Raw genomic sequence first — 22,008 nt, 5'->3', positions numbered from 1 at the left:
CACAGCATGGTGGAGCTGGTTCTCGTCGTCGTACTCGTGTTCCCAGTCATGGTCAGACCCGCTTCCGATCGAAGCCTCCGGCGGAGACGCTAGGAGTGACACGAGACGGCGGGGGAAAGAGTTCACCGGGCGGGAGGATGACCGTGCGCGAGCGGGTCTGGCTGGTGGTCGCGGTGCTGCTGCTCATCGTGGTGCCCCTCGTGCCGGCGGCCATCACGCACGGCTCGCCGGCGCCGCTCATCGGGCTTCCGGTGGAGTCCATCATCGTGCTGGCCCTGCTCGCGCTGCTTCCGTGGCGGGCCGCCCGCCTCGTCGTCGCAACCGGCTTCGGCGTCCTCGTCGTCTTCGCGCTCGTGCTCGCCGGGATCGATTCCGGCTACCGGACGGTGCTCGACATCCACTTCGATCCGCTCGATTGGCAGCAGCTGGGCGACGCGTTCGGGGTCGTCCGGGGCTTCATCGGCGCGCCAGCCGCCAGCGCACTGCTCGCGCTGCTCGTGCTCGTCGCGGCCGGCACGATCGTCGTGCTCTCGTGGGCGGCGCTCCGCGTGGCCGGTGCGCTTCGGCCGCACGTGCGTGGCACGACCGTGCTCTCCACGGTCGCCGCGGCGTGGATCATCGCCGCCCTGGTGGGCGCGCACGTCGTCGCAGGCCAGCCGGCCGCCGCGGCCGCCTCCGTCCGGGCGATCTCCGCGTCGGCGACGCGCGCCGCCGAGGGCATCGCCGCGGTCGCCGAGCTCTCGCCGCAGATCGCGAACGACCCCTACCGCGACCTACCCGGCTCCGAGCTGTTGACCGCATTGCGGGGCAAGGACGTCGTGGTCGCATTCATCGAGAGCTACGGTCGGGTGGCGGTCGAGGGATCCGACGTGTCGGCGGGCGTGCGACGGGTGCTGCGCGACGGCGAGGAGCAGCTCCGTGCCGACGGCTATGCGTCGCGGAGCGCGTTCCTCACCTCCCCGACGTTCGGGGGGCTCAGTTGGCTGGCGCATTCGACCCTCCAGACCGGGCTGTGGATCGACCGGCAGCCGCTCTACAGCAAGCTGATCCGGAGCGATCGGTTCACGCTGAGCGACGCGTTCGGCTCGGCCGGGTGGCGCACGGTCAGCGTCATCCCGTCGAACACGGACCCCTGGCCATTCGGCACCTCGTTCTACCACTGGGACACGCTGCTCGACGCGCACGACGTCGGGTACCGGGGTCCCTCCTTCGGCTATGCGCGGATCCCCGATCAGTACACCTGGAAGCACTTCGCCGACACCGAGCTCGCCCGCGACGCCCAGCCGGTCATGGCCGAGATCGACCTGGTCTCCTCGCACACCCCCTGGGCGCCGCTCCCGAAGCTGGTGCCCTGGTCCGAGATCGGCGACGGCTCCGTGTTCGATCCGCAGCCCGCGCAGGGGCCGTCGGCGACCGAGGTCTGGCAGGATCCCGACCGGGTGCGCCAGGCGTACGGGCAGTCCATCGAGTACTCGCTCGGAGCGATGCTCGACTTCCTGCACCAGACCGACGATCCGAACCTCGTGCTCGTCCTGCTGGGCGACCACCAGCCGGCGACGATCGTGAGCGGGCAGGGCGCCGGCCACGACGTGCCGATCAGCATCATCGCGAAGGACCCGGCAGTGCTCGCGTCCATCGACGGATGGCGGTGGCAGGACGGGATGCTGCCCTCACCCGACGCGCCCGTCTGGCCGATGAGCGACTTCCGCGATCGATTCCTCGACGCGTTCAGCGCCGGGTGACGCCGAGCCTGCACGGATGCCGCGCCGCGGTGTCCGAGGCCGGTGACACGATGTGCGCATGACCAGGTACTGGCTCGGGGTGGTGCAGCGCGCGCACGTGCTGCGTGGCGTGGAGTGGGGGATCGCGCAGACGAACCACGGCAAGCGGGCCGGCGTGCAGCGCATGCAGCCGGGCGACGGCTTCGTGTACTACTCGCCGAAGACGAGCTTCCCCGACGGCGATCCGCTCCGCGAGTTCACCGCGATCGGCCGCGTCGCCGACGGTGACGTGTACCAGGCCGAGGAGGATCCGAACCTCATGGCCGGCTTCCGTCCGTGGCGCCGCGCGATGGCGTACTCGTCGCACGCCCGCTCGGCGCCGATCGCGCCGCTCCTGCCCGTGCTCGACCTGACGCGCGGGAATCCGAACTGGGGCTACCAGCTGCGACGCGGCCACCTCGAGATCACGAAGCACGACTTCGCCGTCATCGCCCGCGAGATGGGGGCCGACGAGCTCGTGGGCTGAGGCGAGCCCGGCGGCGCGGAGCAGCCCCGGCGGGATGGTCCCGCCGGGGCTGCTCTGTGCGACCGATCTACTTCGACATCGCCGCGATCCGCTCCGCGACGATCGTTGCGATCGCCACGATGTTGGTCCGCGTCCGCTCGAACGGCTCGCGATACCACTCCTCATCATGGGGCGCCGGCGGGACGATGATGCTCACCCAGTCGTCTCCGACCGTGAAGTCGAGTCGGCATTCGAAACGCGGTTCATCGCATCGGAGCAGACCGGATCCGTTCGAGGCTCCTGGCAGCTCGATCGTTGCTGCGCCATCCGATACCCATGCCGCTTCGTATCGCGAGGTTGCCCAGGCCCCATTGGGCAAGACGCCGATGGACCCGAACCCCACGTCGCCGTCGACGTACAGCGTGCAATGGCGCGCCCCCAGTTGGTTCTTCGCATACCAGTACTGTCCGACCCTCGGCCCGTCCGACATCTCCGCGACCCGCAGTTCGGCGACCCCGACGAGCGGCGCGATGGCTTCGGATGGCGCGATGGTGTCGCAGCCGGATGCAGCGACCGGGCTCGGTGCTCGCGGCACCCACCGATCGGCGATCGAAGCGTCGCCCAGGCGCTCGACGAGCGGATCCGTGAGAGCACGGAAGGACGCGCGCAGTTCCTCGTCGGAGACGTCCGCGGCGACGATCCCGACCGCGTAGAGCTCGACCCAATTCGAGCCGATCACGCCGAACAGCTCGCAGTACCCGACGCCGATGCCCCCGGCCGACACGCAACGCGGTCCTTGCACGTTCGATCCATACGTCGGGTCCCGCAGTTGGTAGGTGTCGACGTAGCGGATGGCCTCGTCGATGCCTTCTGGAAGCACGCGAAGTGAAACGGTCTGACGACCGGCATCGGCGGCCGCCGGATCGTCGGTTTCGCTCCACCAGCTGCACTCCAGCGCACCCAGCTGTTCAGTGACCGCCCGATCGGCGGGCGAGGACCCGGCCGAGGCTGGAACGGTCGATGGGGTCGCCGGTCCAGCCAAGGGCTGGCCCGCGTCGCCGAGAAATGCCACCAGCGCGGTCGTGTCGACGAGGTCGTCGCAGGTGAGCCCGATCCGCGGCGTCGGCCCGGGGTCGGGTGCGGGTGGCGCGGTCTCCACCGGGAACGTGCGCTCCGGCGTTGCAGAGGCGGTAGGTCGCGTGCTCGGCTCGACCATCGGATCGTCCTCGGGTGCCTGCGGCAGGATCCCGAACGCGAAGGCGGCGCCGGCGGATCCGAGTCCGAGCGCCAGGATTGCGGCCACGGCGGCGCCGACGACGCGGTCGATGCGGGTGCGACGGGCGGCGGGGGTGTGCGCCGCGGCATCCTGCACCCGGCCCTTGATCTCGGCGAGCATGCGGTCGAACTCGTCGCCCTTTGGAGGTTCAGTTCTCATCGACGGTCACCGCCTTCCGCAGTCGTGCCCGGCTCCGGGACACCCGTTGCTTCACCGCACCGACAGTGAGGTTCATCTCGCGTGCGACCTGGGCGTAGGGCACGCCCTCGACGAGGCACAGCTCGCACACCTGACGATCGATCGGATCGAGCCGCTCGATCTCCTCGAGCACCCAACGCAGGTCCTCACGCGCACGGTCCGCGTCGTCGCGTCGGCCGCCGAGCGCGAGCAGGTCGCTCGAGTGCTCATCGGGCAGGGCGTCCGCGCGGTTCCGCGCCGCCTTGCGCACGGCGTTCCGCGCCAGGAACCGGCAGGTCACGAGCAGCCACGGCAGCAGCGACGCCTCGGCGAGCGTGATCGTGCCGGCCTTGCGCCACATCGTGACGAACGTGTCCTGCACGACCTCCTCGACGTCCATGCGGCTCGGAGCCAGCGCCCACGCGTATCGGGTCACGGCCTTCGCGTGGCGATCGAACACGATCGACAACGCCTTCTGGTCACCAGCCGCCACCCTGCGTAGGAGCTCGGCATCGGTGTCCTCCTCTGCATCCACGTGCACCTCCTCACCTAGGGAATGTCGCCGGCGAGGCGAAGGTCACACGCGGGCCGCAGAATCGTCTCATGGGATTCACGCGCGCCGAACTCGAGTCGTACCGGGGCGCGAGCGTCGACGACCTGATGCCCGAGCACCCGCGGCTCGTCTTCGTCGGCATCAACCCCGGATTGTGGACGGCGGCGACCGGCTCGCACTTCGCGTACCCGGGCAATCGGTTCTATCCGGCGCTCGCCGCGGCGGGCATCATCCCGCGGCTGCCCGAGTTCGCGAACGGGCTCAGCGAGGCCGACCAGCGCATGTTCCTCGACGCGGGCATCGGCATCTCGAACCTCGTGCACCGCGCGACGGCGCGCGCCGACGAGCTCGATCGGGCCGAGTTGCGCGAGGGCGCGGCGCGGCTCGCCGACGACGTGGCCCGCTGGCGACCGCACGTCGTCGCGATCGTCGGGCTGACCGCCTATCGGCAGGGCTTCGACCGCCCGAAGGCGCGCGCCGGGAAGCAGGACGAGCCGATCGCCGACGCGGCGCTCTGGGTCGTGCCGAACCCGAGCGGGCTCAACGCGCACGCGACCGTCGCCGACCTGGCGCGCGCGTACGCCGAGCCGGCCCGGGCCGCGGGCGTCCTTCCCGAGCGGCCCGAGCCGGCGAGCGAGCGGCCGGTGGACTGACCAGCAGAGAGCCCTCGTAGCATGAACCCATGCCGCCGACGTCAGCAGATCCCCGGTCCGAGCTCGTGGCGCTGTGCGAGCGGGGCCTCGAGTGGCGGCCCGACCTCACGCGAGCGTTGGCGGATGCCGGGGGAGCGCGTCCGGCCGCGGTGCTCGTGCTGTTCGGCGTCCTCGATTCCGTGCCCGCCCGATCGGCCGGCCCGATGCCAGGTGACCTCGACGTGCTGCTGCTCCGACGGGCGGCGACGCTCGCGAGCCATGCCGGGCAGATCGCGTTCCCGGGCGGGCGCCTCGAGGCATCCGACGACGGCCCGATCGCCGCAGCCCTGCGGGAGGCGGTCGAGGAGACCGGGCTCGACCCCGACGGCATCGATCCGCTCGGCACGCTGCCGCCGATGCCGGTGCCCGTGAGCAACCACGTCGTGACACCCGTGCCGGCCTGGTGGACCCGTCCGTCGGAGGTCGCGGCGGTCGACCACGACGAGTCGGTCGAGGTGTTCCGCGTGCCGGTGGCCGACCTGCTCGATCCCGCGAACCGCGGCAACGTCGTGGGCACCTACCAGGGCCGCACCTGGCGGTCGCCGGCATTCGAGGTCGGCGGGCGCGTCGTGTGGGGCGTGACCGGACTGATGCTGTCGCGCATGTTCGACGAGCTCGGCTGGGTCGAGCCGTGGGACGAGGATCGCGTCGTCGAGCGCGACGACCTGCTGGGCGCCTGATCCCCGCTCGCCGTCAGCGCACGAGCAGGAGCACGCCCAGCGCGATGAGCCACAGCGACCAGAGCGTGTAGCCGATCGGCACCAGCACGCCGGCGACCGACCAGCCGCGTTGCTCGAACGGACCCACGAACTCGAGCGAGCCGAGGGCGAGCATCGCGCCGATGACGATGCCCGGGATCGCGAGCCAGAGCGGCAGTCCGACGGCCGCGGCGACGAGGATGGTCCACGCCCCGGTGGTGAGGTACCCGAGGTGCTCGCCGACCGCGACGCCCAGGTATCGGTGCTGCACCTGGAACACGAGATCGATCGCCGATGCGTCGGTCGCGGCCGCGTGCTCGCGCGCCAGGAACGGGACGACGAAGACCCAGCGCAGCAGCCCCAGCGCCTGCACCGTGCCGGCGATCACCCCCACCGCGACCGAGAGCGCGGCGAGCCCGGGGTCGGCGATGAGCCCGCCGGCGAGCACCGCGACGGGGATGAACAGCAGTGCCGACCACGCGAACGCGAACCAGAGGAGCACGAGCCCGGTGCCGCCCGCGCGGAAGCGCTCGAGGATCTCGCCCGTCGGGCGGCGCAGGATGCCCGGATAGTCGAAGCGGACGGCGAGGCCGGCGTAGCCCGCGTTGAACAGGAGGGGCGTGGCGATGAGCAGCACGGCGAGCGCGATCATGGGATCAGCATAGCGTACGCTGTACGTTATGGATATGGTGACCAGCACCACCGGCAGGCGTCGCAGGAACAGCCTGCGCCGCGACGAGATCGTCGATGCCGCGTTCGAACTGTTCGAGGAGGGCGCGACCGACGTGAGCCTGCGGAGCGTCGCCGCGCGGATCGGCGCGTCGCCCATGGGACTGTACGCACACATCGCCACCAAGGCCGACCTGCTCGACGCCGTCGCGGACCGCGTGCTCGCGGAGCTCCCCGGTCCCGACGACGGCACCGGGGACTGGATCGACGCCGGCGTCGACCGGGCGGCCGCGCACCTCGCAGTGCTCACGGCGCATGCATGGGCGGTGCCCGTGCTGCTCGCACGCCCGAACCCGGGACCGGCGGCGGCGATGGCGGGGGAGCACTACCTCCGTACCTTCGCACGCGGGCTCGATCCCCACACGGCGGCGGTCGCGTTCACGGCGACCCTCGCCGTGGTCTACGGCACGGCGGCGTTCACCACCGCGGCCGGCCACTCGCCCGACGCGCAGGAGCGCGACGAGGTCGTCGGGCGCATCCGCGACGTCGAGGGGCTGCCGCACACCGCCGCAGCGGCCGAGACGCTCGCCGACTACGGCTCCGAGGAGCAGTTCCGCAGGTCGGTGCGGGCGCTCCTGACGGGGCTGACCGCAACGCACTGAGCAGCCGACGCGGTGCGGGCGAGCTCGATACGCGGCACCCGCTGTGCCGCCGCGCGAGTTCTCGACGAGGCCGCCGACGTCCTCGTCGACTCCTCGGATCCCTCGCGCGGCGGGGGTGGAACTCAGGGCTCCCGACGGGACTGTATCCGATCGATCCTGTGAGCCCGCCGCGAGTTGCACGACACGCCGACACGGAATTCACGAGCGCCCGATCGCACCCCGCGAGTAGGTTGTCGCATGTGACGACCTGCCGCGCCGGCGGGTCCTGGGGCGGGGCGAAAGGGAATCGATGAACTTCATCGGCAGTGTCTGGGACATCTTCTGGTTCTTCTTCTGGGTGTTCGTGTGGGTCGCCTACCTCTTCGTGCTGATCTACATCGTCATCGACATCTTCCGCGACCACTCGCTGAACGGCTGGCTGAAGGCCGTCTGGCTGATCTTCCTGATCTTCGTGCCGTTTATCACGGCGCTCGTCTACCTCATCGCCCGCGGCAAGGGCATGGCCGAGCGGTCGGCCGAGCGGCGTCCGCAGTACGTCGAGTACTCCGACGAGGAGCTGCGCAAGATCTCGTTCGCGAGTCCGTCGGAGGAGATCGCGAAGGCCGCTGCGCTGCGCGACCAGGGCGTCATCAGCGACGGCGAGTACGAGGCGCTGAAGAACAAGGCCCTCGGCGGCAAGTTCTAGCCGTTCCGACGACGAGCGCCCCGGCCGCGCGGAAGCCGCGGCCGGGGCGCTCGGGACCGGACTACGGCTCGATCGAACCTGCTGCGGCGAGGATGGCGTCCACCGCCGCATCCGGATGCGACACCATCGACACGTGGGACGCGTCGAGTTCGCTCACCGTCGACCCGGCGCGCTCCGCCAGGCGGCGCAGGACATCCACGGGGATGACTCGGTCGGCGGTACCGATCACCGCCCAGCTCGGGATGGTGCGCCAGGCGGGTGGCCCCGAGGGGACGACGTTCGCCACGAGCGACGCCGGCCGTTGGCTCGCGACGATCGTCCAGCGGTCGGCCTCGGGCAGGTCCTGCGCGAACGACCCGTGCACGACCTCGGGCTTCAGGAAGACCTCGGCCGCGCCCTCGGGAGCGCCCGGATAGCCTGCGATGTCGAACACGGTGGTGGGGTCAGCGACGGCGAGCGCCGACGACGACCCCTCGAGGATCTGCAGCACGCTCTCGCCCTCGTCGGGCATGAAGGCGTTGACGTACACCAGCGCTCGGACATCGCCGGCCTGGTTCCCCGCGTTCGTGATGACGGCGCCGCCGTAGGAGTGGCCGACGAGCACGACCGGCCCGCTCGTCCGCTGGGCGAGGAACGACGCCACGTACGCGGCGTCGTCGGCGAGTCCTCGCAACAGGTTCGGCGGCACCAGCACGGTGTAGCCCTGCGCCTGCAACGTCCTCGTCACGGCGTCCCAGCTGGAACCGTCGGCCCACGCCCCGTGCACCAGCACGATCGTGGGCTTCGTCGTCGCATCCGTCATGTCGTTTCCCCTCCTCGATACGAAGCGGCGACTCGTCTCCGGTCGCCACGCCGAACGCTACGGCAGCCCGCATCGCGCCGCCAGATCCGGAAGCTGGGAGTAGCCTCGGCGCATGACGGTGAGCGCGGCCCACCATGAGCCGCCTGCATTCGACGTGCGCGAGTTCGCCCGCACCGCGCAGGGGAGCCTGCGCGACGACCTCGATCTCGCGGCAATCAGGGCCGCGCCGCCCGCACCCGACGTGGCGCGCACGCTCGCGGCCCTCGCCGTGCTCGAGGGCGCCACGATGGCGCACCTCCGCAACGTGCTCGTGACCTCGACGCACAAGGACGCCCGCGTGACCGCGTTCCTCGTCACCTGGGCGTTCGAGAAGTTCTGGATCGCGGACGCGCTGCGCGCGATCGTCGCGGCGGGCGCCGGGGGCGAACCGAGCTCGGCCGGCGTGCCTGGCGCGGCGCCTGCGCGGACCAGCCGGGTCGCGGCATCCTCGGGTCGCGGGCCGGTGCGCCGTGCGCTCGCGGGGTTCACGCAGGGCTGGGCCGTCGTCGGCGTGCACATGGCCGTCGGCTTCGTCGACGATCGGATGTTGCGTGCCGCCCACCTGCGCGTCGTCGACGTCGCCCGCAGCCCGGCGCTCGCCGCCGCGGTCGACCGCATCCTGCGGGTGAAGGCCCGGCACGTGGAGTTCTTCGAGGCGGAGGCGCGGGCGCGGCTCGGGGCATCCACGCGGGCGGCCCGGCTCGCCCGACGCGAGCTGCGTCGCACGGCGTGGCCGCTCGGCCGGTCCGCCCTCGGGCCGGCGGAGCTCACCGCGTTCGCCCGCTTCGCCTTCGGCGGCGAGGCCGGCGATGCCGCCCTGCGTACGCTTGCGGACGAGATCCGTGAAGTGCCGGGCCTGGACGCGCGCACCGCGGCATCCGTCACCGCCGGCCTCACGACCCTCGCGGCCCGACCCGCGGCGTGATTGCATGGTCGCAGGCGGGAAGGGGGCCTGATGGCGTTCGACATCGACCGCTACACCGCGAGCTCCGTGAGCGTCGCCTGGGACGACCTCGACCTCGAGTCGTTCCGCGACCGTCCGCTGCCCGCAGAATCGCTGCGGACACTGCGGTACATGGCAGACGTCGAGTACCACACCGTCTGTTACACCCGCGACCTGCTCACCACGCCCTCGCACCGCGAGACCGACGTCAGCGCGTTCATGACGATGTGGAACCGTGAGGAGTTCTGGCACGGCGAGGCGCTCGCCGCCGTGCTCGCGATGCACGACATCGCGGTCGACTACGACGTCCTGAAGGCGAGTCGGCTGAAGCTCGGCTGGCGCGACCGCCTCGACCCGATCAAGCAGTCCGTGCTCGGCTCGCTCGTCGGCTCGGACTTCGTCGCCGTGCACATGTCGTGGGGCGCGGCGAACGAGTGGTCGGCGATCACGGCGTACCAGCGCATGGCCGACCTCGAGGAGCATCCGGTGCTCGCCGAGCTGCTGCGCCGCATCGCGAAGCAGGAGGCGAGGCACGTCGCGTTCTACACCTCGCAGGCGCGCGAGCGGCTCGCGGCGAGCGCCAAGGCGCGGAAGGTGACGCGCTTCGCGCTGAGCCGGTTCTGGGCGCCGGTCGGCTCGAGCATCTCGTCCGACGACGACGTGCGGCACGTGATGACGCATCTCATGAGCGGCCCGGAAGGCAGGCGGGCGGCCCGCAAGGTCGACGACAGCATCAGCGGGATGCCGGGCCTCGAGGGCCTCACGATCGTGCAGGACGCCCTCGACCGCATCGGCGTGCCCGGGTAGCGTGATGGCATGGCTCAGCAACGCGGGCCCGACACGTGGACGCACGGACGCGCCTACGAGTCGTACATCGGACGGTGGAGCCGCGAGATCGCACCGCGCTTCCTCGAGTGGCTGCGGCAGCCGCCCGGACTGCGGTGGCTCGACGTCGGCTGCGGCACGGGCGCGCTGAGCGCCGCGATCCTCGAGCACGCGAGGCCCGCAACGGTCGACGGGGTCGACCCGTCGGAGGGGTTCCTCGAGGCCGCGGTCGCCGAGCTCGGCAACCGTGTCACGTTCCACCGGTCGGGCGCCGAAGCCCTGCCGATCGACGACGCCTCGATGGACGTCGTCGTGTCTGGCCTGTCGCTCAACTTCGTGCCCGATCCCGACCGCGGGCTCGCCGAGATGACCCGCGTCGCCGTCGGCGGCGGCGTGGTGGCCGCCTACGTGTGGGACTACGCCGAGCGCATGGAGCTCATGCGGTGGTTCTGGGACGCGGCGGACGACCTCGACCCGGCGGCCGCGGGGTTCGACGAGCGCGACCGCTTCTCGGACTTCACGCCCGAGGCGCTCACGTGGCGGTTCGCGGGCGCCGGCCTCCTCGACGTCGAGACGACGGGCATCGAGATCCCGACGGTCTTCCGCGACTTCGACGACTACTGGACGCCGTTCCTCGGCGGGCAGGGCGTCGCACCGGCGTACGCCATGTCGCTCGACGAGCCGACGCGCGCGCGGCTGCGGGAGCGGCTGCGCAAGCTGCTCCCGTTCGAGGACGACGGGTCGATCCGGCTCGTCGCCCGGGCATGGGCGGTGCGGGGCATCATGCCGGATTGAGGACGGAACGGCCCCGGCGGGGTCACCCGCCGGGGCCGTCATGTCACATCACTGCCGGTGGCTACGCCACGGTCTCCGCGTCGCGCTTCGGCAGCTTCCAGCCGGGTCGCACGTAGTGGCACGTGTACCCGTTGGGGTAGCGCTCCAGGTAGTCCTGGTGCTCGGGCTCCGCCTCCCAGAACGGACCAGCGGGAGAGACCTCGGTCGTCGCCGGCCCGGGCCAGATGCCCGAGGCGTCGACGTCGGCGATGGTCTCGTAGGCCGTGACCTCCTGCTCGGGCGTCGTCGGGAAGATCGCCGAGCGGTAGCTCATCCCGATGTCGTTGCCCTGGCGGTTCCTGGTCGACGGGTCGTGGATCTGGAAGAAGAACTCCAGGAGGTCGCGGTACGAGACCTTCGACGGGTCGTACACGATCTCGAGCGCCTCGGCGTGCGTGCCGTGGTTGCGGTACGTCGCGTTCGGCACGTCGCCGCCGGTGTAGCCGACGCGGGTGTCGAGCACGCCGGGGCGCTTGCGGAGCAGGTCCTCCATGCCCCAGAAGCACCCGCCCGCCAGCACGGCGGTCTCGGTGCCGGGGATGCTGGTGATCTCGCCGGGGTTGGTCATGATGCGTCCTCCTTCTCGGATGCCGCGGCATCCGGGGTCGTCGGGAACAGCGAGCGGTACTGGCCGTACCCCTCCGCCTCGAGGTCGGCGGCGGGCACGAACCGCATCGCGGCGGAGTTCATGCAGTAGCGCAGGCCGCCCTCCTCGATCGGGCCGTCGTCGAACACGTGCCCGAGGTGGCTGTCGGCGCCCGACGAGCGCACCTCGATGCGCTTCATCCAGAGCGTCCGGTCGACCTTCTCGGTGACGGCGTCGGGCTCGATCGGCCGGGTGAAGCTCGGCCAGCCCGACCGGCTGTCGTACTTGTCGGTCGAGGCGAACAGCGGCTGCCCCGAGACGACGTCGACGTAGATGCCGGGCTCGTGGTTGTTCCAGTACTGGTTGCGGAACGCCGGCTCGGTGGCGTCCTCCTGCGTGACCTTGTACTGCTGGGGGGTGAGGCGGGCGACCGCCTCGGGAGTCCTGCGGTAGTCCTGTGGCACTTCGTATCCTCCTTTGCGGGCGCCGCTGGCTGCGGCGCTCGACGCACGCTCGACCGGCTGGCGATTCACGGCGTCACCAGAGAAAACAGGTGACGCGGCCATCCTGTTCCGCGCTTCGGGCCTCCCCGCTGTGACTTCCCTGTGAGCGCCGACGTCGACCGGCGGACGCGCTGCCGTCGCTCCGCGGACGTACGATGGAGCCACGCCGGCCGGGGCGCTCTGGAAGGAGCAGCACTGGCCACCACCTGGCACCCGATCCTCGCCGCGGCCGAACCCGAGCCGGGGTGCTGGCGCCTCGTCGACAGCACGGGTCGCGAATACGGCACCGTCACGATCGTGCGCGTCGACGGCCTGGTGCGGTACCGCGCCGAGTTCGGCGGGCGACTGCTCGGCTGGGGCACGACCCTGCGCGGCGCGTGCGAGCAGGTGCACCACGCGTTCGTGCGGTCGCACGGCCCGGGGGACTGGCCGGGGTATCCCGACTTCCACGATCGCTGAGCCACGTCCGAGCCAGGCTCGCTGAGCCGTCGCGCCCGCGGGGCGCCATGCGCCAGACTTGGCGGCAGGATCCCGGGGGAGGTGATCGTCGGTGGAGCTCCTCGTCGTCGGCGTGCTCGGCCTCCTCGGAATCGCCGCTGCGACCGCGCTCGGCCCGCGCGTCCGCGTCTCGCCGCCGCTGCTGCTCGTCATCGTCGGCATCCTCGTGAGCTTCCTGCCGTTCGTTCCCGACATCGAGATCGACCCCGAGTGGATCATCGCGGGCGTCCTCCCGCCGCTGCTCTACTCGGCCTCGGTCGCGATGCCGTCGATGGAGTTCCGGCGCGAGTTCGGGGCGATCAGCGGGCTGTCCGTGGCCCTCGTCATCGTGAGCTCCGTCGCGATGGGGCTGCTGTTCACCTGGATCGTGCCCGGGCTGAGCCTCGCTGCGGGCATCGCCCTCGGCGCCATCGTGAGCCCGACCGATGCCGTGGCCACCTCGATCGTGAAGCGCGTGGGCGTGACGCCCCGCATCGTGACCGTGCTCGAGGGCGAGAGCCTGCTCAACGACGCGACGGCGCTCGTGCTCCTCCGCTCGGCGATCGCCGCGACCGCCGCGTCCATCACGTTCTGGGAGATCATCGGCGACTTCGTGTTCGCCGTGACGGTCGCCGTGGTCATCGGGTACGTGGTGGGCAAGGTCAACCTGTGGGTCCGGTCGCGGGTCACGGATGCCACGGTGAACACGGTCATCTCCTTCGCCGTGCCGTTCGTGGCCGCGGTCCCGTGCGAGGCGCTCGGGGCATCCGGGCTCGTCGCCGCCGTCGTCGCGGGACTCGTCACCGGTCGCGGCGCCATCCGCAGCCTCTCGCCGCAGCACCGGATGTCGGACGTGCAGAACTGGCGCACCATCGAGCTCATCCTCGAGGGCGCGGTCTTCCTCGTGATGGGCCTCGAGCTGTCCACGATCGTCAGCGACCTGACGAACGAGGTGCGCGGCATCGAGCTCGGCGCGCGCGTCGCGGGGGTCACGCTCCTCGGCGTCGTCGTCGTGCGCGCGCTGTTCGTCTTCCCGATGCTCGGGCTGCAACGCCGGAGCTTCCGGCGCGGCGAGCGCATGAAGCCGCACCTCACCGCCGTGCAGGAGCGGCTCGACCGGGCGGACCCGACGCAGGCCGACCTGATCCTCGACCCGGCGACGGACGAGGGGGAGGGCTCCGAGCAGGCGACCGCGCGCCGTCGGCGGTTCCGGCGACGCCCTCCCGACCGGGCGATCTCCTCGGCCTCGCTGCAGCGGTTCCAGTCGCGGCTGCGACGCAAGGTCGCCGACATCGACTACTTCATGGCCGAGCCGCTGGGGTGGCGCGAGGGCACGGTGATCGTCTGGGCGGGCATGCGCGGCGCCATCACGCTCGCCGCGGCGCAGACGCTCCCGCAGGGCACGCCCGACCGATCCCTCGTCATCTTCATCGCGTTCCTCGTCGCCGCCGGATCGCTCATCATCCAGGGGGCGACGCTCCCGTGGCTCGTGCGGCTCGTGAAGCCCGCCGGCATCGACCGGGAGGCGGCGCGCACCGAACGCGCCGATCTGCTCGAGATGCTCCGCGGCGTCGCCGACGACGTCGTGCGGGAGCACCGCGAGGCCCGCACGGCCGCCGGCGAGCCGGCCGGACCACGCGACGCGGAGGCCGATCGCGAGCTCTACCGCAGCCTGCGGCTCGACATCATCGCGGCCCAGCGCGAGGCCCTCCTCGCGGTCCGCGACGAGGGCACGTTCAGCGCCTCGGTGCTCACGGGCGCCCTCGAGAGCCTCGACGCCGACCAGATCAGCATGGAGCTGCGCCGGTCGCATCAGGACGAGGCCTAGGCGCGATCCGGGCCGGCGTCGGGCGACGCGCGGGCGCGGCATCCGGCCGCCCCTCGAACGACCGCGCAGGATGCCCACTCGCACCCACGAATCCTGAGCAAGGGTCGGAATTTGGAGGACATTCACAGGAACGCAGGAGGGTTTGTACAGGACCCCTCGGCAGACTGGCCACTTCGCCCGGGCGCCCCCGCGCCCGCGGAACGTCGAGTCAAGGTTCGCGCGCCTACCCAGCCCGAGAGCCGCCCCCGTGAAAGTCATGCAGAACCAGTCTTCTTCCACTCCTTCCCACAACTCCAAGTCCATCCAGGCGGCCGATCCCGAGACCGCCCCCCGCCGCGATCGTCGCGGCCACCGCGGCCGGCGTCGCGGAGCGTGGCTCGCAGCCGGAGCCGTCGTCGCCATCGGCGCCATGGTCGGCACCGGCTTCGCCGTGCAGGGCGCCGTGGCCGCGCAGAACGACCGCATCGCCGAGACCCGAGTGCTCACCGACGCCGCCAACAGCGACGTGCAGCAGCTCGACGCGCACGGCGGGATCCTCGAGGCCCGCGCGGTGAAGCAGGCCGAGGACACCCTCGCCGGCGCCAACGACACCATCACCGCGGCCCAGGGCAAGACGGATGCCACGGCGCTCGCCGCAGAGGTCTCCGCCCTCGGCGACTACAAGCTCCTCGCCCCCGAGCGCGTGTTCGACCTCGTCGACTCGACGCGGGCGCACGCCGAGACGGTCCGCGCCGCCGTCGCGGAGGTCGACCGCGTCGCCGCCGAGCAGGCCGCCGCCGCCGCGGCCGCCGCGAAGGCCGCCGCCGATGCCGCTGCCGCCGCCGAGGCGCAGCAGTCGTCGTCGTCGTCATCGCGCCCCGGCGCGCCCGCCAACCCCACGGCCGCCCAGGCCATCGCCCGCGACATGCTGCTCCAGCGCGGCTGGGGCGACGACCAGTTCGGCTGCCTCGTCGAGCTCTGGAACCACGAGTCGGGCTGGAACGTGTACGCCTCGAACCCGAGCGGCGCCTACGGCATCCCGCAGGCCCTGCCCGGCAGCAAGATGGCCACGGCCGGCGCCGACTGGGAGACGAACCCCGCCACGCAGATCTCGTGGGGCCTCGGCTACATCGCCGGCCGCTACGGCACGCCGTGCGGCGCCTGGGACACGTTCAACTCGCAGGGCTGGTACTGATCCGTCGCCGACCCGAGCGACTCCCCAGGGAACGCCCCCGACCGCCGAGCGGTCGGGGGCGTTCCCTCGTCTCGGCGTCATCCCATCCAGGGCGCACGCCTGTCAAGCGACTGCGGTGGCGACGCCCGCCTCGGTAGCCTGACCGCATGGCCGACCAGCAGACCGAACGACGACCCGGCGGGCCGTTCGCGGGCATCATGGCGTGGGGCACGAAGGTCACGAGGTGGGCGCTCGCGACGAGGCCCGTGCGCGCGTGGTTCATCTACCTCGAGCACCACGGGCCGATGCTCGCCGACAGCGTCACGTACCGAACGCTCTTCTCCGTCTTCGCAGGGGTGTTCCTCGGGTTCGCGATCGGCGGCATCTGGCTCTCGGGCCGTCCCGACGCCATGGACGCGCTCGTCGCGACGATCAGCACCGCCATCCCCGGCCTGATCGGCGACGACGGCGTCATCAGCCCCGATGACCTCATCCAGCCGCTCACCCTGAGCATCGCGGGCGCGCTCGCCCTCATCGGCCTCGTGGGCGCCGCCATCGGCGCCATCGGGTCGCTCCGCACCGCGCTGCGCACCATCGCCGATCAGCCCGACGACCAGACCTTCTTCATCTGGCTGCTGCTGCGAGACCTCCTGCTCGCGATCGGGTTCGGCGCCGCGCTCGCCGTGGCCGCGATGATCACGTTCTTCAGCACCTCTGCGATCGGAACGCTCTTCGACTGGTTGGGCCTGTCGCTCCGCGACCCGCTCTACGAGGTGACCACCCGCACCGTCTCGATCATCGTGATCTTCGTGATCGACACGGTCGTGATCGCTGCGATGTTCCGCCTGCTCTCCGGCCTGCGCCCGAGCGCTCGATCGCTCTGGGTGGGCGCGCTGCTCGGCGGCGTCGGCCTGGTGGTGCTGCAGCTGCTGTCGAGCCTGTTCGTCGGCGGGGCGTCGAGCAATCCGCTGCTGGCGTCGTTCGGGTCGCTGATCGCCCTGCTGCTCTGGTTCAACCTCTCAGCGCAGGTGATCCTCATCGCCGGCGCCTTCATCGTGGCCGGTGTCGACGAGGAGCACGACCGGGTCCACGCGCGCCACGGCGCGCCGACGCTCGCGACGCGGCGGCTGCAGCGGGCCGAGCGGCGAGCGACGGATGCCGCGACCGAGCTGGCTGCGGCGAGGGAGGCGGTCGACAAGGAGCTGGCCGCCCAGCATCCGCCCGCGGCCTGACGCGCCGGACACAGGTGACGGCCGGGCGCCTGATCCCTGCAATCGCGCGCCCGGCCGCCCGTCCTGGGGTCAGCGTTCGGGGTAGGTGGTCCCGTCGTCGATCTCGACGATCTCGACGACCTCCACTTCGTCGTCGTCGCGCCCGTCCCGGTCCGCGTCGACGACCTCCTCGACCTCGTCGTACTCGTCCTTCGGCAGCTCCGCGCTGAGCGGCAGCTCCGAGTCGGTGTACTCGCCCTCGAAGGGCTCTCCCGGGCGTGCGTCCGACATGGTTCCTCCGATCGTCACGGCCGATCCGACGGTCGGTCGGCCTGCGCCCCACGGTACGTCCGGACGCGGCGGCGACGCAGGGGATTGACGCGCCGCGGTCGGCGGGGTAGCCGCCCCCGACGCGCCCGGAGCCGTCCCGAGATCGCCCCGTCGGGGTCCTTCCCGCCGTCGTGCGGCCCGAGCAGAATGGGCACGTGCCCACCGTGCTGCAGGTCGTCCGCTCCGTGATCGCGCCCATCACGCGCACCCGGCTGTTCCGGGCGATCGGCCCGTTGCTGCTGCCTCCGGCCGAGCGCCTCGTGTCGGCGCTCACCGGCGGGCGCGTGCAGCTGAGCGGGCTGCTCGTGCCGTCGCTCGTGCTCCACACGACCGGCGCGAAGTCGGGCGAGCCCCGCGACACGCACCTCATGTACACGCCAGACGGCCGTGGTCGCGCGATCGTGGCCGGCACGACCTTCGCGCAGGAGCGGCATCCGGGCTGGACCTACAACTTGATCGCCCACCCCGACGCGTCGATCACCGTACGCGGACGGCGCATGCACGTGCGCGCGACCCGCATCCCCGACGACGAGCGCGACGCGGCCTGGGCGCGCATCGAGGCGCAGTGGCCCGGCTATCGGGGATACGAGCGGGACTCGGGCCGGGTCGTGCGCCTGTTCCGGCTGCAGCCCGTGGCCGGTCCGCACGACGCGTCGATGTGAGCACGCGGCGTTCCGGCGCTCAGGCGATGGCGGATGCCTCGACCCGCCGCCCGGCGTCGAGGAGCAGGCGCACCGCGCGGCGGATGCCCGCGCTCTCGGCCATCGACCGCCGATAGGCGACCCGGATGTCGCGCACCTGGCTGTGATCGGCGAGCGGTCGGGCGACGACGCCCTCGGGGAGGGCGGATCGGCCGAGTCGCGGGACGAGCGCGATCGCGACGCCCTGCCGTGCGAGCTCGATGAGCGAGGCGAAGTCGGGATCCTCGGCGACGACCCGGGGGATCGAGTCGAGGTCGGCGAAGATCCGCATGAGCGCCTCGTGGCAGATCGCGCCCTTCGGCGTGCTCGCCCACGCCTCGTCCACCAGGTCGGCGCGCTCGAGCTCATCGCGGCCCGCGAGCGGATGGTCGACGGACAGCACGACGTCGGCCTCGTCGTGGCACACGTGCTCGGTGGCCACGTGCGACGGCGCGATGAGCGGCACCGAGTTCCAGTTGTGCACGACGGCGAGGTCGGCGGAGCCCGAGGCGACCATGGCCATGGCCTCGACGGGATCGACGCTCGTCACGGTCGCGAGCACCGCGGCACCCGCGTCGCGCAGCTCGCCGAGGACCGGGCCGAGGAGTCCGCGCGTTGCCGTGGAGAACGAGGCGATGCGCAGGGGAGCGGTCGGCCGCGCGCCGCTCGCGGCAACGGCCTCGAGCCGCTCGAGGCCGACGAGCAGTTCGCGCCCCTCACTCGCGAGCGTGCGGCCGCGCTCGGTGAGGAGCACGCCGCGGCCGCGGCGCTCGAGGAGGACCGCGTCGAGGTCGCGCTCGAGCTTCTTCACCTGCTGCGAGACCGCCGACGGGGTGTAGCCGAGCTGGTCGGCCGCCGCGACCACCGATCCGGCCCGATCGACGGCGACGAGCGCGCGCAGGCCCTGCAGATCGATCATGTAGCGATCGTACGCGATATGGCGAACAATTCGGAACTGGTGCTGAATCCATTCGCCTGCTTGGCTGGAGCCGTGACTCCGCGACACCTCCTGCTCGGCCTGCTCGTCGCCCTCATCTGGGGCGTCAACTTCGTGGCCATCGACCTCGGCCTGCGCGACACGCCGCCCCTCGTGCTCGTGGCGCTGCGCTTCGCCCTCGTCGCCGTGCCGCTCGTCTTCTTCGTGCCGCGACCGGATGCCCGGTGGCGGGTCATCGCGGGCATCGGCCTGTTCATGAGCGCCGGGCAGTTCGGCCTGCTCTTCACCGCGATGCACCTCGGCCTGCCCGCCGGCCTCGCCGCGGTCGTGCTGCAGTGCCAGATGATCTTCACGCTCGTGATCGGCGCCGTCGCGCTGCGCGAGCGCCCGACGCGGATGCAGCTGCTCGGCGCGCTCCTCGGCGTCGCCGGGCTCGGGATCGTCGCGCTCGGCCGCCTCGAGGGCGCGCCGGGCCTCACGGCGATCGTGCCGCTCCTCATCTGCGTCGCCGCGGGCCTCAGCTGGGGCATCGGCAACGTGATCTCCCGGTCGGCCGCCGGCGCCGACGGCTTCGGCATCGTCGTCTGGTCGGCGCTCGTCGTGCCGCTGCCCGTGCTCGCGCTCAGCCTGCTGCTCGACGGACCCGCGACGGTCGGCGAGGCGTTCGCCACGATCGGCTGGGAGACGATCGTGAGCGTCGGCTTCACGGCGGGCATGGCGTCGCTCGTCGGCTACACGATCTGGAACATGCTGCTCGGGAAGTACCCGGCCGCGCTCGTGGCCCCGTTCGCACTGCTGACACCGCCGATCGGGCTCGCGGCAGCGGCCCTCGCGCTCGGGCAGGTGCCGAACGCCCTCGAGCTCGCCGGCAGCGCGCTCCTCGTGGGCGGCGTGGCGGTCGGGCAGGTGCGTCGTCGGAGGCGGCCTGCGCCGGTCGCCGTCGAGGCGGATGCCGCGGCATCCGATGCCTCGGAGGACCGGGGGATCGCGGCATCCGATCGGGGGGTTCACCCGATACCGGCGGTGCAGGGGCGCTCCTAGCGTGAGCCGCATGACCACCGGAACCGCACGTTCGTCACAGCCGGCCGCCGCCGGAAGCCCGCGCGGGGCATCGCCGCGCCTCGTCGCGACGCGGGCCGGATGGGCCTGGGTCGTGCTCTCCTCGCTCGCCATCGCCGCCTTCGCGGTCGTGCCGTACCTCACGGCCTCGCTCGCGGAGCTGTCGGCCTCGGGCGCCGGCGTGGCCGACACCTACGCCGACCTGCCGGCGATCGTGCAGGCGGCGTTCTACGCGCACATCGTGGCGGGCGGCCTGGCCCTCGTCGCCGGCCCGTTCCAGTTCTGGCGCGGGTTGCGCGACCGGTACCGCGCGGTGCACCGCTGGATCGGCCGCGGCTACCTCGCCGCCGTGGCGATCGCCGGCGTCTCGGGCCTCGTGATCGCCCCCTTCAGCGAGGCGGGCCTCGCCGGATTCGTCGGCTTCGGCGCCCTCGCCGTGCTCTGGCTCGTCACCGCATGGCGCGCGTATCGGGCCATCCGGGCGCGTGACGTCGCGAACCACCGGGCCTGGATGATGCGCAACTTCGCGCTCACGTACGCCGCCGTCACCCTGCGGCTCTGGCTCGGCCTGCTCATCGGCCTGCAGGCGATCCCCGGCGACTTCGACTTCGATGCCGCGTTCGCGAACGCCTACGGCGTGGTGCCGTTCCTCGCCTGGCTGCCGAACCTCGTCGTCGCGGAGTGGCTCATCCGGCGACGCGGACTCCCGTCGTACCGCATCGCGATGGGAACCCAGGCGCCCTCAGCTGCGCGGGGATAGGCTCGGGGCATGTGCAGGAACATCCACCCCCTCCACAACTTCGAACCCGCCGCGACCGATGACGAGGTGCACGCGGCCGCACTGCAGTTCGTGCGCAAGGTGAGCGGATCGACGAAGCCGTCGAAGGCGAACGCCGAGGCGTTCGACCGGGCTGTGCACGAGATCGCGCACATCACGCGGCACCTCCTCGACGACCTCGTGACGAACGCGCCGCCGAAGGACCGCGAGGTCGAGGCCGCCAAGGCGCGGGCGCGAGCCGAGAAGCGGTACGCGACGCTCAGCGCGTAGCGCCGACACGGCAGGGCAGCGGCCGGGGCGCGCCGCCGTCGCCCTGTCGCGGTGTCACCCCCGCACGGTAGCGTCGCACCATGGCCGCCGAAGCTGTCACCCTCAACGTGCCCGGTCCCGACGGCGATCGCGAGGTGCGCATCTCGTCGCCGAACCGGGTGATCTGGCCCGACCCGGGCATCACGAAGCTCGAGCTCGCCGAGTATCTCGTCGCCGTCGGCGGCCCGTTCATCGAGGCGAACGGCGACCGGCCCGTGTCCCTCCAGCGGTTCCCCGAGGGCATCGACGGCGAGCAGTTCTTCTCGAAGAACCCGCCGAAGGGCGCGCCCGCGTGGGTGCGATCGGTGACGGTGACGTACCCGAGCGGCCGGAAGCATCCGCAGGTCGTGCTCGACGAGCCCGCCGCCGCGGTCTGGGCCGCGCAGATGAACACGATCGTGTTCCACCCGTGGGCCTCGAGCACGGCGAACACCGACAACCCCGACCAGCTGCGCATCGACCTCGACCCGCAGCCCGGCACCGGGTTCCGCGAGGCGGTGCCCGCGGCGCTCGCGCTGCGCGACCTCATGGGCGAGGTCGGGCTCACGCCGTTCGTGAAGACGTCGGGCAATCGCGGCATCCACGTCTTCGCGCCAATCGAGCCCGAGCACGAGTTCCTCGACGTGCGGCACGCCGTCATCGCCCTCGCCCGCGAGCTCGAGCGGCGCATGCCCGACGAGCTCACGACCGCCTGGTGGAAGGAGGAGCGCGGCGACCGCATCTTCATCGACTTCAACCAGGCGAATCGCGATCGCACGATGGCCGGCGCCTACAGTCCGCGCCCCCTGCCGCACGCGCCCGTGTCCTGCCCCCTCGAGTGGGACGAGGTCGAGTCCGCCGACCCGCGCGACTTCACGATCCGCTCGATGCCCGACCGCCTGCGCGCCGTCGGCGACCCGTGGGCGGGCATGCAATCGCATCTCGGGCGCATCGACACGCTGCTCGAGTGGTGGCAGCGCGACCTCGACGCGGGCCTCGGCGAGCTGCCCTTCCCGCCCGACTTCCCCAAGATGCCCGGCGAGCCCATGCGGGTGCAGCCGAGCCGGGCCCGCAACCCCGAGTGATCGGATGCCGCG

The 22,008-nt window shown here is 71.9% G+C and carries 26 protein-coding genes; 18 read left to right on the top strand and 8 right to left on the bottom strand.

Translation table 11 applies throughout. The features are described 5' to 3' along the window. Nucleotides 1-143: 143 nt before the first annotated feature. Together FYC51_RS19375 and FYC51_RS18660 are read left to right on the top strand one after the other, a co-directional pair. Nucleotides 144-1,742: an alkaline phosphatase family protein gene (locus FYC51_RS19375; RefSeq protein ID WP_187432727.1), complete on the top strand. Its 1,599-nt coding sequence runs from the start codon at nt 144-146 to the stop codon at nt 1,740-1,742. 58 nt (nt 1,743-1,800) lie between these two features. Beyond that, nucleotides 1,801-2,247 (top strand): EVE domain-containing protein, encoded by a 447-nt coding sequence (locus FYC51_RS18660; RefSeq protein ID WP_148735235.1) that lies wholly within the window; start codon nt 1,801-1,803, stop codon nt 2,245-2,247. Between the two features lie 67 nt (nt 2,248-2,314). On the opposite strand, the gene FYC51_RS18655 is transcribed toward FYC51_RS18660, so the two are convergent. Together FYC51_RS18655 and FYC51_RS18650 are read right to left on the bottom strand one after the other, a co-directional pair. Continuing rightward, nucleotides 2,315-3,622: a hypothetical protein gene (locus tag FYC51_RS18655; RefSeq protein ID WP_148735234.1), complete on the bottom strand. Its 1,308-nt coding sequence runs from the start codon at nt 3,620-3,622 to the stop codon at nt 2,315-2,317. A 28-nt stretch (nt 3,623-3,650) separates the two neighbouring features. Next, the gene (locus FYC51_RS18650; protein WP_148735233.1) at nt 3,651-4,214 is read right to left on the bottom strand and encodes an RNA polymerase sigma factor; all 564 of its coding nucleotides are present in this window, start codon (nt 4,212-4,214) and stop codon (nt 3,651-3,653) included. Between the two features lie 68 nt (nt 4,215-4,282). Here FYC51_RS18650 and FYC51_RS18645 point away from each other — a divergent pair, with 68 nt between their 5' ends. Beyond that, nucleotides 4,283-4,885: a mismatch-specific DNA-glycosylase gene (locus FYC51_RS18645; RefSeq protein WP_148735232.1), complete on the top strand. Its 603-nt coding sequence runs from the start codon at nt 4,283-4,285 to the stop codon at nt 4,883-4,885. 29 nt (nt 4,886-4,914) lie between these two features. Then, on the top strand, nt 4,915-5,604 hold the full coding sequence (locus FYC51_RS18640; protein WP_148735231.1) for an NUDIX hydrolase: 690 nt from the start codon (nt 4,915-4,917) through the stop codon (nt 5,602-5,604). 13 nt (nt 5,605-5,617) lie between these two features. On the opposite strand, the gene FYC51_RS18635 is transcribed toward FYC51_RS18640, so the two are convergent. Then, on the bottom strand, nt 5,618-6,274 hold the full coding sequence (locus FYC51_RS18635) for a DUF4386 family protein (RefSeq protein WP_148735230.1): 657 nt from the start codon (nt 6,272-6,274) through the stop codon (nt 5,618-5,620). Nucleotides 6,275-6,308: 34 nt separating this feature from the next. Between FYC51_RS18635 and FYC51_RS18630 the strand changes: the two genes are divergently transcribed. Further along, nucleotides 6,309-6,953 carry a TetR/AcrR family transcriptional regulator gene (locus tag FYC51_RS18630; RefSeq protein WP_187432726.1) on the top strand — a complete coding sequence of 215 codons (645 nt, stop codon included), beginning with the start codon at nt 6,309-6,311 and terminating at the stop codon, nt 6,951-6,953. Between the two features lie 289 nt (nt 6,954-7,242). Next, nucleotides 7,243-7,638 carry an SHOCT domain-containing protein gene (locus tag FYC51_RS18625; protein ID WP_148735228.1) on the top strand — a complete coding sequence of 132 codons (396 nt, stop codon included), beginning with the start codon at nt 7,243-7,245 and terminating at the stop codon, nt 7,636-7,638. Between the two features lie 61 nt (nt 7,639-7,699). Here FYC51_RS18625 and FYC51_RS18620 read toward each other — a convergent pair whose 3' ends face one another. After that, nucleotides 7,700-8,440 (bottom strand): alpha/beta fold hydrolase, encoded by a 741-nt coding sequence (locus FYC51_RS18620; RefSeq protein ID WP_148735227.1) that lies wholly within the window; start codon nt 8,438-8,440, stop codon nt 7,700-7,702. A gap of 112 nt (nt 8,441-8,552) precedes the next feature. On the opposite strand from FYC51_RS18620, the gene FYC51_RS18615 reads away from it, so the two are divergent. From FYC51_RS18615 to FYC51_RS18605, 3 genes are read left to right on the top strand one after another with little or no spacing between them, the layout of a single operon-like run. Further along, nucleotides 8,553-9,404, top strand: a complete 852-nt coding sequence (locus FYC51_RS18615; protein ID WP_148735226.1) for a hypothetical protein — start codon at nt 8,553-8,555, stop codon at nt 9,402-9,404. Nucleotides 9,405-9,434: 30 nt separating this feature from the next. After that, on the top strand, nt 9,435-10,229 hold the full coding sequence (locus FYC51_RS18610) for a ferritin family protein (RefSeq protein WP_148735225.1): 795 nt from the start codon (nt 9,435-9,437) through the stop codon (nt 10,227-10,229). A gap of 9 nt (nt 10,230-10,238) precedes the next feature. After that, nucleotides 10,239-11,042 carry a class I SAM-dependent methyltransferase gene (locus FYC51_RS18605; protein ID WP_148735224.1) on the top strand — a complete coding sequence of 268 codons (804 nt, stop codon included), beginning with the start codon at nt 10,239-10,241 and terminating at the stop codon, nt 11,040-11,042. Between the two features lie 61 nt (nt 11,043-11,103). Here the strand turns inward: FYC51_RS18605 and msrA are convergent, their stop codons facing one another. Together msrA and msrB are read right to left on the bottom strand one after the other, a co-directional pair. Beyond that, nucleotides 11,104-11,649: a peptide-methionine (S)-S-oxide reductase MsrA gene (gene msrA / locus FYC51_RS18600; protein WP_187432725.1), complete on the bottom strand. Its 546-nt coding sequence runs from the start codon at nt 11,647-11,649 to the stop codon at nt 11,104-11,106. Next, on the bottom strand, nt 11,646-12,131 hold the full coding sequence (gene msrB / locus FYC51_RS18595; RefSeq protein WP_148735222.1) for a peptide-methionine (R)-S-oxide reductase MsrB: 486 nt from the start codon (nt 12,129-12,131) through the stop codon (nt 11,646-11,648). The genes msrA and msrB overlap by 4 nt, the downstream gene beginning before the upstream one ends. 141 nt (nt 12,132-12,272) lie before the next feature. Between msrB and FYC51_RS18590 the strand changes: the two genes are divergently transcribed. The 4 genes from FYC51_RS18590 to FYC51_RS18575 all read left to right on the top strand — a co-directional run bounded on the left by FYC51_RS18590 (nt 12,273) and on the right by FYC51_RS18575 (nt 16,860). Further along, nucleotides 12,273-12,629: a hypothetical protein gene (locus FYC51_RS18590; protein ID WP_238476455.1), complete on the top strand. Its 357-nt coding sequence runs from the start codon at nt 12,273-12,275 to the stop codon at nt 12,627-12,629. Nucleotides 12,630-12,720: 91 nt separating this feature from the next. Continuing rightward, complete coding sequence (locus tag FYC51_RS18585; protein ID WP_148735221.1) at nt 12,721-14,475, top strand: cation:proton antiporter; 1,755 nt, start codon at nt 12,721-12,723, stop codon at nt 14,473-14,475. A 256-nt stretch (nt 14,476-14,731) separates the two neighbouring features. Continuing rightward, on the top strand, nt 14,732-15,649 hold the full coding sequence (locus FYC51_RS19690) for a lytic transglycosylase domain-containing protein (protein WP_238476490.1): 918 nt from the start codon (nt 14,732-14,734) through the stop codon (nt 15,647-15,649). Between the two features lie 146 nt (nt 15,650-15,795). After that, the gene (locus FYC51_RS18575) at nt 15,796-16,860 is read left to right on the top strand and encodes a YihY/virulence factor BrkB family protein (RefSeq protein WP_238476454.1); all 1,065 of its coding nucleotides are present in this window, start codon (nt 15,796-15,798) and stop codon (nt 16,858-16,860) included. A gap of 69 nt (nt 16,861-16,929) precedes the next feature. Here FYC51_RS18575 and FYC51_RS18570 read toward each other — a convergent pair whose 3' ends face one another. Then, nucleotides 16,930-17,130, bottom strand: coding sequence for a hypothetical protein (locus tag FYC51_RS18570; RefSeq protein WP_148735220.1), 201 nt, complete (start codon nt 17,128-17,130; stop codon nt 16,930-16,932). A 194-nt stretch (nt 17,131-17,324) separates the two neighbouring features. Here FYC51_RS18570 and FYC51_RS18565 point away from each other — a divergent pair, with 194 nt between their 5' ends. Further along, on the top strand, nt 17,325-17,831 hold the full coding sequence (locus FYC51_RS18565; protein WP_148735219.1) for a nitroreductase family deazaflavin-dependent oxidoreductase: 507 nt from the start codon (nt 17,325-17,327) through the stop codon (nt 17,829-17,831). Between the two features lie 19 nt (nt 17,832-17,850). Here the strand turns inward: FYC51_RS18565 and FYC51_RS18560 are convergent, their stop codons facing one another. Beyond that, nucleotides 17,851-18,768 carry a LysR family transcriptional regulator gene (locus tag FYC51_RS18560; RefSeq protein WP_148735218.1) on the bottom strand — a complete coding sequence of 306 codons (918 nt, stop codon included), beginning with the start codon at nt 18,766-18,768 and terminating at the stop codon, nt 17,851-17,853. A gap of 72 nt (nt 18,769-18,840) precedes the next feature. On the opposite strand from FYC51_RS18560, the gene FYC51_RS18555 reads away from it, so the two are divergent. From FYC51_RS18555 to ligD, 4 genes are all read left to right on the top strand, one after another. Next, nucleotides 18,841-19,827 carry an EamA family transporter gene (locus tag FYC51_RS18555; RefSeq protein WP_148735217.1) on the top strand — a complete coding sequence of 329 codons (987 nt, stop codon included), beginning with the start codon at nt 18,841-18,843 and terminating at the stop codon, nt 19,825-19,827. 10 nt (nt 19,828-19,837) lie between these two features. After that, the gene (locus FYC51_RS18550) at nt 19,838-20,605 is read left to right on the top strand and encodes a DUF2306 domain-containing protein (protein ID WP_148735216.1); all 768 of its coding nucleotides are present in this window, start codon (nt 19,838-19,840) and stop codon (nt 20,603-20,605) included. Between the two features lie 9 nt (nt 20,606-20,614). Beyond that, complete coding sequence (locus FYC51_RS18545; RefSeq protein ID WP_148735215.1) at nt 20,615-20,893, top strand: DUF2277 domain-containing protein; 279 nt, start codon at nt 20,615-20,617, stop codon at nt 20,891-20,893. Between the two features lie 80 nt (nt 20,894-20,973). Then, on the top strand, nt 20,974-21,996 hold the full coding sequence (gene ligD, locus FYC51_RS18540; protein ID WP_148735214.1) for a non-homologous end-joining DNA ligase: 1,023 nt from the start codon (nt 20,974-20,976) through the stop codon (nt 21,994-21,996). Nucleotides 21,997-22,008: the final 12 nt, after the last annotated feature.

The sequence above is a fragment of the Agromyces mariniharenae genome (genome assembly GCF_008122505.1).
Classification (GTDB): domain Bacteria; phylum Actinomycetota; class Actinomycetes; order Actinomycetales; family Microbacteriaceae; genus Agromyces; species Agromyces mariniharenae.
The sequence above is the reverse complement of the archived record's forward strand: the minus strand, read 5'-3'. Positions and strand labels throughout refer to the sequence as shown.